This window comes from Pseudoalteromonas sp. NZS127 (assembly GCF_015864805.1).
Classification (GTDB): Bacteria; Pseudomonadota; Gammaproteobacteria; order Enterobacterales; family Alteromonadaceae; genus Pseudoalteromonas; species Pseudoalteromonas nigrifaciens.
The window spans coordinates 71,858-86,659 of sequence record NZ_JADYWN010000004.1 but is presented as its reverse complement, the minus strand read 5'-3'; the positions used below and the strand labels follow the sequence as shown (position 1 = coordinate 86,659).

The 14,802-nt window shown below is 41.4% G+C and carries 13 protein-coding genes; 3 read left to right on the top strand and 10 right to left on the bottom strand.

What is annotated here, in order from left to right; translation table 11 throughout:
* Positions 1-40 precede the first annotated feature (40 nt).
* The gene (locus I6E78_RS05370; protein ID WP_197182121.1) at positions 41-808 is read left to right on the top strand and encodes an SDR family oxidoreductase; all 768 of its coding nucleotides are present in this window, start codon (positions 41-43) and stop codon (positions 806-808) included.
* 33 nt (positions 809-841) lie between these two features.
* Positions 842-2,347, top strand: coding sequence for an FAD-dependent oxidoreductase (locus I6E78_RS05365; protein WP_197182120.1), 1,506 nt, complete (start codon positions 842-844; stop codon positions 2,345-2,347).
* Between the two features lie 240 nt (positions 2,348-2,587).
* On the opposite strand, the gene I6E78_RS05360 is transcribed toward I6E78_RS05365, so the two are convergent.
* The 7 genes from I6E78_RS05360 to I6E78_RS05330 all read right to left on the bottom strand — a co-directional run bounded on the left by I6E78_RS05360 (position 2,588) and on the right by I6E78_RS05330 (position 9,729).
* Entirely contained in the window at positions 2,588-3,514 is a 927-nt protein-coding gene (locus I6E78_RS05360; RefSeq protein ID WP_011328804.1) for a TauD/TfdA dioxygenase family protein, read from the bottom strand.
* Positions 3,515-3,553: 39 nt separating this feature from the next.
* The gene (locus I6E78_RS05355) at positions 3,554-4,324 is read right to left on the bottom strand and encodes a class II aldolase/adducin family protein (protein ID WP_011328805.1); all 771 of its coding nucleotides are present in this window, start codon (positions 4,322-4,324) and stop codon (positions 3,554-3,556) included.
* A gap of 130 nt (positions 4,325-4,454) precedes the next feature.
* Positions 4,455-5,471, bottom strand: a complete 1,017-nt coding sequence (locus I6E78_RS05350; protein ID WP_197182119.1) for an AraC family transcriptional regulator — start codon at positions 5,469-5,471, stop codon at positions 4,455-4,457.
* 152 nt (positions 5,472-5,623) lie between these two features.
* Positions 5,624-6,085: a MaoC family dehydratase gene (locus tag I6E78_RS05345; protein WP_179807452.1), complete on the bottom strand. Its 462-nt coding sequence runs from the start codon at positions 6,083-6,085 to the stop codon at positions 5,624-5,626.
* A 9-nt stretch (positions 6,086-6,094) separates the two neighbouring features.
* The gene (locus tag I6E78_RS05340) at positions 6,095-6,880 is read right to left on the bottom strand and encodes an SDR family oxidoreductase (RefSeq protein WP_058373853.1); all 786 of its coding nucleotides are present in this window, start codon (positions 6,878-6,880) and stop codon (positions 6,095-6,097) included.
* Between the two features lie 459 nt (positions 6,881-7,339).
* The gene (locus I6E78_RS05335; RefSeq protein ID WP_192532602.1) at positions 7,340-8,260 is read right to left on the bottom strand and encodes a 2-hydroxyacid dehydrogenase; all 921 of its coding nucleotides are present in this window, start codon (positions 8,258-8,260) and stop codon (positions 7,340-7,342) included.
* 50 nt (positions 8,261-8,310) lie between these two features.
* Positions 8,311-9,729, bottom strand: a complete 1,419-nt coding sequence (locus I6E78_RS05330; protein ID WP_011328811.1) for an MATE family efflux transporter — start codon at positions 9,727-9,729, stop codon at positions 8,311-8,313.
* A 242-nt stretch (positions 9,730-9,971) separates the two neighbouring features.
* Between I6E78_RS05330 and I6E78_RS05325 the strand changes: the two genes are divergently transcribed.
* Positions 9,972-10,625, top strand: a complete 654-nt coding sequence (locus I6E78_RS05325; RefSeq protein ID WP_197182118.1) for an OmpW/AlkL family protein — start codon at positions 9,972-9,974, stop codon at positions 10,623-10,625.
* Positions 10,626-10,719: 94 nt separating this feature from the next.
* Here the strand turns inward: I6E78_RS05325 and I6E78_RS05320 are convergent, their stop codons facing one another.
* From I6E78_RS05320 to bcsG, 3 genes are all read right to left on the bottom strand, one after another.
* Complete coding sequence (locus tag I6E78_RS05320) at positions 10,720-11,256, bottom strand: thioesterase family protein (RefSeq protein WP_197182117.1); 537 nt, start codon at positions 11,254-11,256, stop codon at positions 10,720-10,722.
* A gap of 128 nt (positions 11,257-11,384) precedes the next feature.
* Complete coding sequence (gene tyrR, locus I6E78_RS05315; protein WP_011328814.1) at positions 11,385-12,941, bottom strand: transcriptional regulator TyrR; 1,557 nt, start codon at positions 12,939-12,941, stop codon at positions 11,385-11,387.
* A 129-nt stretch (positions 12,942-13,070) separates the two neighbouring features.
* On the bottom strand, positions 13,071-14,648 hold the full coding sequence (gene bcsG / locus I6E78_RS05310) for a cellulose biosynthesis protein BcsG (protein WP_197182116.1): 1,578 nt from the start codon (positions 14,646-14,648) through the stop codon (positions 13,071-13,073).
* Positions 14,649-14,802: the final 154 nt, after the last annotated feature.

Genomic DNA, 14,802 nt, shown 5'->3' with positions numbered 1-14,802 from the left:
TGTTTTAATTACTATTAACCAATAATGCTAGGAGTTTATTATGTCAGTTACCGCAGTTACAGGTTCAGCATCAGGGATTGGCGCCGCCGTTTGTGAAAAACTACGCGCAGCAGGTCATACTGTGATCGGCATAGACCGCCATCAAGCCGAGGTTAATGCCGATTTATCATCCCCCGAAGGTCGCGCTAATGCCGCAGAGCAAGTTATCAAATTAGCCAATGGTAAACTAGATGGCCTAGTTTGTTGTGCGGGCCTTGGCGTTACCGCACCAAGTAGCAGTTTAGTGGTTTCGGTTAATTATTTTGGCTCAACCGAGTTAATTGAATTACTTCAACCTGCACTCGCTAAAGGTGAGCAGCCAGCTATTACCGTTATTGGCTCAGTGGCCGCTAGTCAACAAGTGGCAGATCCACATCCTATTATTGAGTTAATGCTCAACAATGATGAGCCAGCCGCTCGCGCACTGGCAGATGAGTTTGGCCAACCACAAATAGCCTATTCTGCGTCTAAATATGCACTCACTGTGCATTGTCGTCGTTTAGCCGTTAAAACGGGGAGTACCGGCGTACGTATTAACTTAGTTGCGCCTGGTGCAATTGAAACTCCACTGCACGAAGCCTCTAAGCAAGATCCACGTTTTGGCGAAGCCGTACGTAACTTTGTTGCGCCTATTGGTCGCAATGGTCAGCCAAGTGAAATTGCCGATGCGGTCAGTTTTTTACAATCAGCCCAAGCCTCTTTTGTGCATGGCAGCATTATTTATGTAGATGGTGGTATGGACGCCATGATGCGCAGTGGCAAGTTTTAAACACTAAATATTAAATACTTATAAGGATATAACTTGAACCCAATACTAAGCACACACAAAGTTCGCGCTTTTGAATCGATTAGTCACTTTGATATTAGCACCGACGTACTCGTGTGCGGTTATGGCGGCGCAGGAGCCGCCGCCGCACTAGAAGCTGTAACCTTAGGTGCTAAGGTTACTATTTTAGAACGTGCCAGTGCTGGGGGTGGCTCGACTGCATTATCAAGCTGTGAAATGTATTTAGGCGGCAGTGGCGGCACTGCATTACAAAAAGAGTTAGGTTTAGAAGATAGCACCGAAAACATGCTGGCTTATTTACGCGAAGCACTTGGCCCGTATGGCGATGAAGATAAGATGCGTTGTTATGCACAAGGCGCTGCAGGACATTTTGATTGGGTTGAATCCCTTGGTGTACCTTATAAACGCGCAGCCTTTTTAGAGCGTACAGTAGTGCCACTCAGTGATGAGTCGTTATTATTTACCGGTAATGAAAAAGCTCACCCTTTTAATACCATTGCTAAGCCCGTTCCACGCGGTCACGTGCCCTCTAAAGTGGGCGACGAAGGCGGTAAAATATTTATGGATGCCATAATGCAGCGCATCGCAGGCGCGGGCGCTGAGGTAATTAATGATTGTCGCGCTATTGCTTTATTAGTAGATAAAAACAATCGTGTTTGCGGCGTAATTGCTAAGCGCGACAACCGAGAAATTGCGATTCGTGCAACTCGTGGTGTGGTATTAGCCACCGGTGGCTTTGTAATGAACGACACCATGACACGTCAATATATGCCTGAGCTACTTGAGTATTGCGTACCTTATGGCAACACCTTCGATATGGGGGATGGTATTCAATTAGGCCAAGCAGTCGGCGGGCAAACAATTAATATGGAACAGGCTTTTATGTCGTTTCCGCTCTATCCACCAGCAAAGCTAACCTACGGTATTTTACTAAATAAACACGGTCAGCGTTATATAAATGAAGATGCGTATTTAGCCAGATTGGCGCATTATTCTTGCCAACAAGCTGAGCAAAAGTTTTATTTGTTAGTACAAGAAGAGGATTTTGAGGCGTCGCATTATTTACAACGTGCAGCCATTGTTGCCACTGGCGATAGCATAGCAGAAGTTGCCAGTGAAGCGCCCTTCCCGGCCGGTATACTTGAGCAAACTGTTAGCTACTTTAATCAGCACGCCAGTAATAAACAAGACCCACTATTTCATAAAACCGCCGAGTGGCTAAAACCGTTAAACAAGCCCCCTTTTGCCTTATTAGAATACTCTGCAAGTGAAATGACTGCTGTAATTATGCCCGGCACCAAAGGCCCGCTCATATTTACGCTTGGTGGGCTAAAAACATTCACTACGGGTGAAGTGGTTAATTTAGACAATGAAATAATAAGTGGGCTTTATGCAGCTGGTCGAGCCACCGCGGGATTACCACGTACAGCCAAGGGATATGCCAGTGGTATGTCGGTTGGAGATGCCACTTTTTTTGGCAGGCTCGCTGGGCGCAGCGCCGCTAAGCACCTGCCAATTTAACCTCGAAAAATAAACACGCCCTAGCACTTAATTTAACAACCGTTATAGCAAACTGCGTAACGGTTTAACTTACTTATTCTGCTTAGGTAATAAATCTGCGTATTAAAAGCAAGTATATTAAGTGCATGCTATAGATTAAAAATTAGCAGATTGAAATGTCGTGTAGAGGCTGGTAAGTATTAATGAAAGATATAAAAAAGCAGCAGCTGGTTAATTTAAGCTGCTGCAATAGATGTAAAGTTATTCTGTTTTTAACACACGGCCAAGCGTTATATCGCCCTCAATGGTGGTGCGGTTAATAACGCGATTGATCCCTGGCTTAGTGCCGGTAGTGCAGTGCATTGCACGCCAGTTATCCCACAGTACCATGTCGCCTTCGCGCCATTTATGAAAGTAAGTAAATTCCGGCTTTTGTACATGCGCAACAAGTCGCTCAAGTAGCTCTATAGATTCATCATTCGATAAACCAAATTGCTGTGGAGTAACAACTCTATCTAAAAACTGCTCTACCACCTCAAGTACTTTACGGCCACTGATCGGGTGTGTAACTACCATAGGGTAAGCAGCGTCTGAAAAGTCAGGAAAGCCAATGTCGGTTGGTTTTGTTGGGCTGTTAGGGCCAGGCTCATAACCGTCTAAGTTAACGTAGCGCATATGACGGCGCTGCATACTAAAGCTGTAAACCACTTCTAGCTGTTCAATTAAAGCTTTAGTGTCGTCGTCGAGTGCATCGTACGCTTTTGCTAAATCGCCAAAACCGGTCATGCCATCTTCTGCTGCCACCACCACAGCGCGCAACAGTGCACCATGATTTGGACGCGCTGTATAATGCAAATCCATGTGCCAATCTAACCGACCCACAATTTCTTCGCCTTTATAAAAAGCAGTTTGAAACTTATCCATAGGGCCACCATTTTGTAGCACAAATAACTCTGGATATTTATCACTGGTGGTAACTTTTAACGGATGTAATTCTAACGGGCCAAAAATGCGACTAAACTCAATTTGCTTTTCAGGGCTAATATCCTGATCACGAAACACTAAAATAGCGTGTTCGTACCATAGTGCTTTTAGTTCAGCTTTTATTTCATCGGTAAGTGGCTCGTTAATATCGAAACCCGACACTTCTACGCCAACATTATCAAGCGGAGTTACTGTAAGCTTCATTTTTTATTCCTTCTACTTAGCTAAGTGAATCCGACAAATTTAGTCGACTAAACCTGGATCTAGGCGTAATTCTTTACGCGCCATTGCTTCCCAAACAAAAGGGAAACCGTTGTCGTCAGCAATAGACACTTTTTTAACTTCTTCATCACTTAATGGTCGTCCGCCACCTGCTAATTCCACTTCATACGCGCGTTTACTGCGCCACTCTAAAGTAATTGCTCTTAGGTGTGCTTGGCGCAGATTTTTACCCACCACTAACGAGCCGTGGTTTGCCAGTAATGCCCACTTAGCATCACCGAGCGCTTCAACTGCTGATAAGCTAGTTGCTTCGTTTTCAAAGGTGCCTTCATATTCATCATAAAGTGGTAATTCAACACCACAATAAGCACTTGCTTGGTCATATACTGGCGGCACTTTTTGCATACAAGCCCAAATACCACTCCAATGCGGATGATTGTGAATAACAACATGTACATCAGGTCGCATTGCGTGCAGCTGTAAATGCAAACCTATCGCTGGGGTCACATTCCAATCACTATCAAGCACATTCCCCTTTGGGTCTAGCGTAACGATATCGCTGGCGGTTAACTCCCCCCAAGCGAGCTCCCATGGATTAGTTAAAATATTACCGTTTTCTAATCGGTAAGTAATATGCCCTGCAATATGCTCATCCCATCCTTCACGAATAAGCATGCGACACATAAGCGCAACTTGCGCTTTTTCGCTTAACTCTGGTAATAATTCTTTGCGACCCGGACGAGTTGCAAAGCGCTCTAGCATTGATTGATTAAGGCCATCATATTTTTTCATTATTATTATACCTTCCTGTTGCTGTGCAAAATAAACATGTTAAATCATGGTTAAAATAATAGGTCTGAGTGGTTAATAAAGCTTGTCTCATTGCGCCAAGTTGTTATCCGATCTGGCCATTAACTAGCGATTAGCGCACCGCAAATAACGCATGGCGAAAAGCACTTGGCGACAACCCAGTCCATTTTTTAAAAGCGCGATGAAACCCCGAACTATCGGCATACCCAAGTTGCTGACCAATGCGGGTGATTGATAACGTAGGATCGCTCAAATGTCGCCGCGCATGTATCTCTCGTACTTGATCGATTAATTGTTGATAGCGCCAACCTTGCGCCAATAACTTACGGCTCAAGGTACGGCAACTACAATGCAGCTTTAGTGCTGCATCGTGCAGCGATGGAGGACTGGCAGGATCTTCAACAATAATTTGCGACAAGCGCCATGCTATGTCGCCATGATTTCGAGTAATGCTTTTTTCTTCGCACAGTTTTTTATAAAAGTTGACACTTTCTGGGCTCGACTGCGGGAGTCGTTGATCCAAAATCGCAGCATCAAAAAATAGCTGGGTTACTGGGGCATCAAATTCGACGGGGCAATTAAAAATGGCTTGGTAACGCTCAGCATGAACTGGCGCCGGATAATTACAACGTAGTTTAGTAATAGGCAATGCTTGACCAAGCACCCAACGACAAGTAGTGACTATATTGGCAAGTAAATCTTCTATTGCTAATACACGCAATTCACCCAGCTCAGTTTTAGCGTCAATTTGATAACAGCCTTCGGCTTGAATTTCACTAAAGGAGGTCACTACTAAATTACCAGAAAAGCGGCCTGAGTAATTTTGATATTTAAGCCCAATATGGCTGGCATCGCGCAGCGTCGCGCTGCTCATCATTAAATATGCAAGTTGGTCGTGGGTAGCAATAGAGCGTTTTAAACCTAATATGAGTCCAAGATCGCTGCCCTCATAACACTGCTGTGCATCAGTTAGTAAACCTCGATGCTGTTTAGCATTAATGAGCACATTAGGTTTGTGGAGCTCACTGCGACTGATACCATTGTTGGCAGCAATGGTGTTGGTATCCATTCCCAAGCTAGATAAAAAATCCAGCAACCAAATAATATAACGCGTATCAGTATTGACCATGTTACCCCTCGTTTGTGTAATTAAATCCAACCTTTTATCAATAACCGTTATTCTTAAATTGCACTCTTATATTAAGCAATTTAATACTATTATTTGTAACATAACCGCTAGCTGTTTAAGTGTTATGCTTTAGTCGTGCTTAACCAAAACATTTAGACAAACGAGTAACGGCTAATGGTATCTACCACGCAGGCTGGCCTTTGTTGCTCTGCCACTTCAATGGTTACTCGCGTGATCACTTGCACACTGCCTTTAACTTCTTCCACACTAATTATTTGCCCTGTGCCGCGTACTTTACTGCCCGCTGTAACCACATTAGGAAAGCGTACTTTATCGCAGCCGTAATTAACTCCCATGCTTATATTTTGCACATCTACCAACTGAGGTAAAAAATAATTAACTAATGACAGGGTTAAATAACCATGCGCAATACATGCGCCAAATGGGCCTTCTGCAGCCTTAATGGGATCGACATGGATCCATTGATGATCTCCCGTTGCCTCGGCAAACATATCAATACGGCTTTGCTCTACTGCAATCCAGTCGCTTACGCCTAAATCAAGTCCGGTTGAAGCAAGTAATTGCGTTTTGCTAGTAATTATTTTATTTGCCATTTTGCCCCCCTAAGCACGCTGTGAACTAACAGACACAACTTCGCCCGTCATGTAAGACGAGTAATCGCTGGCTAAAAACATCATCACGTTGGCGATTTCCCATACTTCGGCAGCACGACCAAAGGCTTCTTTTGAGGCTAATTGCTCAAGTACGTCGGCACTTGAGGCTTTTTTAAGAAATTCATGTAAAGCGATTGATGGCGATACCGCGTTAATTCGCACTCCATGCTCAGCAGCTTCTAATGCCGAGCAGCGAGTAAATGCCATAACACCGGCTTTAGCAGCGGCGTAATGTGCTTGCTCTTTTTGTGCTCGCCAACCCAATACTGAAGCATTATTAATGATTACACCTGCCTTGCGTTGTTGCATAAATGGCAGCATTGCACGGGTCATACGAAATGTACCGGTAAGAGTAATGTCCATCACCTTACTCCACTGCTCGTCGCTCATATCTACTACAGCGGTTTGACCACCTAGTCCTGCATTATTAATAAGCACATCAACACCTGCGAGTTTATCCTCTGCTGCATTGATCAATACCTGAACCTGTTCTTCTTGGCTTACGTCGCACAATTGGCCAAATACCTGTTGCAAACCTGTTTGCGCTTTTATATTAGCTACAGCTTCATCTAAACGACGTGGATGAATGTCAGATATCATTAATGCCCGGCACCCTTCTTCGGCTGCACGTAATGCGGCTGAAAAGCCAATGCCCGCGCCTGCGGCGGCCGTTACTAAAACCGATTTCCCGCGTAACAGGTTATGCCCTTCTACGTACTTAGGTGCTGTCGTCATTCTTATCTCCGATGTCGTGCTTATTAATTTAGCACCCAGCATAAGGCTGACGCTGAGCAACTATCATCGTCAATCTGGACTAACCCGATAACTATTAGCAATATAAGAATGAAATTGTGGTGTGATACAACAAGCAGCATACTGAGGACTTAAATTAGATAACTAATTAAGGAGATAATTTTAGTGCTTATAGCAAAAAACCTATGCTAGGTTTGATAAAAACTCAGCATAGGTTTTGTTTTAATAGAGTATTAGCGCAAGCTCGCAAGCATTTGCTTGGTTAAACCATGCCGATACTCCTAAAATTATAATAGATATAACCACTAAACTTAATTTAACGCCGCCCTGATTAGACTTCATAGTATTCTCGATATTATTTTTATTAGTAAGAATAAGTTTCATACAATAATAAAAATTACACCTGTTAACAAGATGTTTATCAAATCATTTTCTTTGTGGCTAATAGCCTTTGGTTCTATCAACCCGGTTTTTAAGTGGTGTGCCATTAGTTAAGCATTGAATACTCACTTCAATTTGTTCAATAACGCAGTTAACATCTGATAATGCAGCGCAATGTGGTGTTATGGTTATTTTAGGATGCAGCCAATATGGATGCTCACTTGGTAATGGCTCTTGATCGAATGCATCAAGCGTGGCGGCGCGTAAACGGTCACTATTAAGTGCCTGTAATAAATCAGCTTCTATTACGTGCTGGCCGCGTGCCGCATTTACTAATACTGCATGGGCGGGTAATTTAGCCAATAAATCTTTGTTAATAATTCCGGCCGTGTTTTCGGTCAGCGGTAATAAGCACACTAAATAATCTGTATTAGGCAGCATTTCGTTTAGCCCATGTTCTCCATAATACATGGTCACGTTATTCACGTCTTTATGGCTTTGTGCCCACGCGCTCACGCTAAAGCCATTATCAACGAGTCTTTGCGCACAAGCTCTGCCTAATTGACCAAAGCCTAAAATAGCCACTTTGTTGTGACTTAATACCCGATTTGGTTTCCATTGCGTTGCGGCTTGTTTTTGATAATATTCTTTTAATTGTAGTTTTTGCGCCAATACGTGAGTAAGTACATACTCGGCCATATCTACTTCTAATTGGGAGTCAACAATACGCACTACTTCAACATGCTCTGGCAGCAAGTCTAAATCAATGCTATCAACCCCAGCACCAAACGACGACACCACTTTTAAATTAGGTAATTGTGCCCATAGTTCTTTTGGTGCATACCAGGCTAATACAAACTCAACTTTACTGAAATCTTCACACTGTGAGTATTGCTCAATGTGTATATTAGGTAAGCGTGCTTGTAACTGCGACACCAGCTTAGAATTATCACGATCCCCTATAGCAACCAAAACAGACATAGTTATTCCTTATAAAATTAATTATACGGCAGCAAACCCCACCGCAATGTTTAGTGACTGCCTTCTTCGATGAAAGCTTCTTGGCTAATTTTTGCTATGTCTTTGTCTTCTTTGGTTAAAATAGTTTTTTGCCACGAACCTTGAGCAAACCACGCATAGGTAATAAGCGCAATAACTACGTTGGTAATGGCAAATGAATACCAAATACCGTGATCTCCTAATTGCGTATGTTTAGATAAAATATACGCCGCAGGAAACTGTACAACCCCCTGTGATAACAGGGCAACTAACATAGCATTAAGCATATTGCCTGATGCCCTAAAAGCAGCCACGACACAAAGTTGTACACCAATTCCCCCCCAAGTTAAACACATTATGCGAATAAATTTTGCGCCTTTAGCGATTACAGCCCCATCATCGGGAATAAAAAATGCAACTAAATGCTCGGCAAAATAATAGGCTACCCCTCCCACAAACGACAGGCCTAGTAAGCCCCATAAACTAGCAAGCTGAGTTATTTGCGCAGCGCGTTTGGGGTTTCCTGCGCCCATATTTTGCCCCACTAATGTAGACACAGCCATCGACAAACCCATTGCTGGGATCATCACCATTTGTAAAACATTGGAGCCAACACCGTAAGATGCAATCGTTTGCGTGCCAAAACTTGCCACTAAAAAAGACATGATAATTAAACCAAAAGCACGAGCCGACAATTCAATTGAACCCGGAGCGCCTAAAAAGAAGGCTTGTTTTATATATTGCCAATCGGGGTAAAAACTTTTTAGCTGTAATTGAATACCATGACGGCCGCGTAAAAATATAATTACCCCAGCAAGTGCAGCTAAGCTCTGCGTTACTAAAGTTGCCAGTGCAGCTCCCATTACCCCTAAGCCTTGAAAACTGCCATAGCCAAAAATAAATAACGGATCGAGTACAAAATTAAGCAATACGGTCACGCTCACAATAATTAGCGGTACTTTTGTTTGGCCAATACCACGCATTAACGATTGGAACATGGCATAAATAAATACAAAAATAACCCCAATAAACGATACATGCATAAACTTAAGTGCATCGCCATAAACAGCGTCTTCTACGCCTAAAAGGGTTAAAAAATAAGGCGATAGCATATAACCTATGCCCCCCAGCACTATGGCTGTTAGCGTCACCATTAACATAGTTTGCGCGGCAACATGATTTACTTTGTCTTGCTGCCCTGCTCCCATATATTGCGCCGATAAAATAGCCCCTGCCATCGCCAAACCTGCACCTATGGCAATGACTAAAAAAGTAACAGGCATACTAATAGACACAGCAGCAACTTGCGCAGCCCCTAAACGCCCCACCCAAAAAGCGTCAGTGAGTTGATACGCCGACTGTAAAACATTGATTAAAATTATAGGAATACCTAACTTAAGCAGCGCTTTAGAAATTGAACCATGAAGAAACAGCTGCTGGGTAGCGTTCATTTAACCTGCTTAATATTGAAAAGGAGACATAAAGATAAGTTTAACAAACTTGGCTGATTTTATTCTGAATATTACCTAAATAAGTCAATAGCTTTTGTTATGTACTGTGGAGAAACTTAATCTAAATCAATAAATGATTTTGCTAACTTCAAACATTTCTGAAACCTTGATCTAAAACAAGTTATTGTTTGTGTTAATGAATAATAATAGCGGCAATCACAAAGTAGTTCTTGGAGAACAACATGAAAACTAAATTAAGCATTGCATTACTCACCTCTTTATTAGCACTCTCTCCTGCTGCACACGCTAACTTTAGCGTAAACGTGGGTGCTATAAACGTAAACCCTGATAGTACTAGCTCACCAATTAACGAAAATTCTGCCCTAGGACTTAATCCGGGTTCAGATACTCAGTTAGGTATTACTGTTGATTATGCTTTTAATGAGCAATGGATGTTAGAGTTAATTGCAGCTACACCGTTTTCACATGATATAAATGGCGCGGGTGGTTTAGCGGGCAATAAAATAGCTAACATTAAGCATTTACCTCCTTCGTTAGTAGCGCAATATCACTTTTTAGATTCAAGCTACGCGTTTCGCCCTTTTGTTGGTGTAGGTGTTAACTATACAACTTTCTTTGATGAGCAACCTTCTCAAGCACTAAAAACAGTACTTGGAACAGATGATGTAGAAGTTAAACTTGATGATTCGTTTGGCTTTGTAGCGCAAGTGGGTGCTAACTATAAAATAGATGAAAAATGGGGCCTACACGCTATGGTTTCAATTATGGATATTGAAACTGATGCAACTGTCTATGCCGATGGCGCTCAAGCATTAACGTCAACCGTTAAAATTGACCCAATTGTGGCGATGTTTGGGGTTAAATACAGCTTTTAATAGTAATAAGCATGTGTGTTAAAAAGGCCGTAAGGCCTTTTTTTTCAACTATTGATTATTACTCATAACTAACCAGAGCTCAGGTTAACTATTATTATCGTGGTAAATTAGTTACTTTTTTCTGCTCTAACATTTCTTTCCAGTGCATTACTTCACTTGGTAAAATAGGGGCTACACCTTTAAAGTCAGCTACTTCCAGCATTTCTTCAATGCTAATTATGCCCTTTTTACTTTTAAATACGCCGCGTACATAAGCAATTGCGTGTAAGCCACGCTGAGAGTGAAATTTTTGCTCTATATAAAAGTACTTATGATCCCAGCCCACTAAACGGGTGCTAATTGTATAACGCTGCATAGGTTTTATATCGCGAATATAAGTAATAGCAGTCGCGTTTACAATTGGAAACCAACGACGTTTTAATATGTGCTTTAATAAACCCACCCGCTCTGTCAACCAAGTGCGCGATAAATCCATCATAGCCAAGTAACGTGAATTAGTTAAATGTAAGTTTATATCGCAATCTGTAGGTAGGGCTTTGTAATCAATATCTACCGTATCAAGTAAGTGTTGATAGTCATGGTTACGTTTAATTTTAAAAAACAATAAAATAAGTCGAATGTATAAGTTCACAGCAGAGGTCTTACCAGTTAAAATTAAATTAAGTGTATCACACGCGTTTAGCCAAAGTTTACTTTATTAAAGTAAATAACTATAAGCTACCCGCGCACGTTTAAGCTTATAGTTATTACTTTGCGTTACTAAACTTTTACTGTTTTACGATTAATACCATAATCACGTAACTTGTTTGCCACCGCGGTGTGGCTTAAACCAAGGCGCTTTGCTAGTTGGCGTGAGCTAGGATAAGCAGGATATAGCTTACGTAATAACGTAGCCTCAAAGCGTTTAACTGCTTGATCAAGTGAGCCTTCAAAATCTGATTCTAAATACCCTAAATCATGGGTAAATGTAGGGAGTTGTAAATGCTCAACGCGTAATTCACTGTCATCTAACAAAGACACAGCACGGTAAATTGCGTTTTCTAATTGGCGTACATTACCCGGCCACGGATAATCTTGTAAAAAGCTTAAACACTCTTGTGATAACAACGGCACGTCATGACCATTTTGCTGTGCGTACTTTTGAATAAAGTGCTCAGCAAGCGGCCCCACATCGGCTTTGCGATCTCTCAGAGGTGCTATTTCTAGCGTTAAAACGTTAATACGGTAATATAAGTCTTCTCTAAAAACACCTTCTTGCACCATAGCAGGCAAGTCTTTTTGAGTGGCAGCAACAATACGTACATTAACTTTTACTTCGTTTTCATCGCCTACTTTTCTAAATGTGCCATCTTGTAAAAAGCGCAGTAACTTGGTTTGTAATTGAGTAGACATTTCGCCCACTTCATCCAAAAATACAGTACCGCCATCGGCTTGTTCAAGTACGCCACGTTTTGGCGCGGCGTTTTCTTCGTAACCGGCATAACCAAATAATTCAGATTCGGCCACATCATCGGGTAGCGAAGCACACGACAAAGCAATAAAAGGCTTAACAGAGCGATTAGAAGCGTAATGACATGCACGTGCGAGCAACTCTTTACCAGTACCGGTTTCGCCAGTAATTAAAATAGGCGCTTCTAACTGCGCCATTTTACGCGCTTCACGCACCACTCGGCGCATTGCAGTGCTAAAGTTATGAATAGTAGCAAAGCTCTCTTGTCCATAGCGTCTAAAAGCACTTACTTGTTGGCCTAAGCGACTTTGCGATTTAATATTTATTACCGCACCGGCTAGCACATCGCCTTCGTTACTTTGCGGAACAGCAATGGGTAAAATATCCGCAATAAAATCTTCACCTGCCACTTCTACGCGCGTAGTTTGGCCAAGTACTTCTTTACCCTCAAGCCAGCGAGTAAAATTAAAACCTTTAAGTAAGTTATTAATATTGGCACCAATAACTTCTTTTTCTGTTAGTTGTAAATCTTTGCACGCTGCGTCATTACATAAACGCACCCAACCTTTGGCATCTATTGAAATAACGCCATCGGGTAGTGCTCTTAGTAGTGTATTTAATTCGTTATGTTCACGCTCTGAGGGTAAAAATGCCGTGGTGCGTACATCATGCACACCATCAATTAAGCGAATTGATGGCATGATTTTTTGAAACTGCTCAAATTCTATTTCAGGAAAGCTAACATACATACGACAATTAACTGAGTCGACTTCAATCCCTTTTAAATCAACATTATAGTTAACTAAAATATTAAGGATTTCTTGAGCAATACCAACTCGATCCGCACAATGAATATCTAAACGCATACAGCCTCAAATAAGGGGAAACTATTTGCGCTGAATAATACGCTAACTCTGATCAGCTGGATAGTTTAATGTAAACAAATTTGGACATATATGCATTTTTTTTGCTTGAGCTAAATATAAAAAAATAACTCACCCTCGGGGATATAAAGTCCACTCACCGCCATCTAATTGAATATATGGACGTTTATTAACATACATCATTATTGTTCCGGCATTTTCTGCTACTTTTTGCGAAGTGGGTAACTGGCTCACTAATTCTGCCATATTATTACTTTTCCCTGCAAAGTAATTACTCTTCATCACCTTAGTTATCAGCTCAGATAGAGCAAAGTAGCTGCTTGTATTTGCCACTGTTATTTGCGACATACGAGGCAAGTCAGGACCTATAAACTTAATTGCCGCTGGCACTGTTACTATTGAAGGGCTTGGTATTTCGCGCAGCCCTGCAAATTGTACTTTGTCGCCTTGCAGTGCAGCGCCATGCTCTGGCACTAACATTAGCATCACGTTGCGGCCGCGTTTTTCTAAGTTTTTAATAAACTGATTAATATCTGAAAATAAATTTTGTTGTCTAACAGGATAACTTTCATCACTATTCATGCGCCTGCTATTAGCCAGTTGATTGCCATCGTGCAAGCTAATCGTATTGTAATACATAGCGCATGGTGCGCAGCTATCGCCTTGCTCTTCAAGCCAACTATTTAGTACCGCCCCGTCTGAATAAATAGGTTTACTGTCAAAGCTATACTGCGCAACAGGTAATGATGTGGTGTCAAATAGTGGGCTATTTAGCTTACCTTGCTTTTTCACTAAATCTTTAAAGCCGTCAAAATGGCCATCATGATTCATAACTAAATGACTGTCGTATCCTAGCTTTTCTAGGTTATTAAATAAGTGACATTGCTCTGGCGCATCATCAAATAGTGCTGGTTGGCTTGTTTGCCCACAACTTGCCCGTAGTAACCTAATAGCGGCAGGACCACTGTAGGACGTAGCTGAATTAAAATCAGAAAAAACAATATCAAAATCACTATAAACATCATCTAAACTCACGCCTATAGCGTTTAAGTCTGCAATAGCTAGGGAGCATATATTTAAAACAACAACGTCAAATTGCGTGCCGTTATACTCATCTGGAAAGTAGCTAACTAATTGGCTCTGCTGCTTATAAAAATCATTTAATTGCTGATCTGCTGAATCTAGCTTTTGGGTAACTACAGCAGTATTGCTAAACACTTGCTCTTGATTAGGCGCATTTTGCACCGACACTGCCATATCATTTGGCTTTAACGCACCTTGGTAACCTATAAAAATTAATCCAGCTATTGTTACTGTAGTAAAGCGGATCCACTGCGAGGTATACCAAAAACAAATAACAATAATAAATAAGCCCAACAGCATATCGTAATTAACTATGCGGCCAAACAACTCAACAAAATAACCTAAACTAAAATCTTGAATATTTCCCGCTTGTTTGGTTAATCTATCAATTGGAGGTAACCATGAATCTTTATAAAGCAATACAATCGCAAACACCGCGCCAATAAAGTGCTTTAGCTTATCTACTTGTGAATTACTAAAGGTAAGTGCAAATAAGGCAGCTAAAGCAGCATTACTTAAAAAATCAAATTTTATGGCACCATAATAAAAAAGTACAAACTTTACTAAAAAATAGAGATTCCAAATACCTAAACCCGATAACTTCACGGTTTGTCCTTTTCATTTTTTTTAAACATGTACGGCTCTAAAACTTGGTGTTTAAAAGTGAGCTGTAGATAGTATGTTTTTAATTTAGATAATATAAACGAACCCGCTAGGCACAATATACCACCGAGCAACATTGCCAATAAGGTCGTAATAA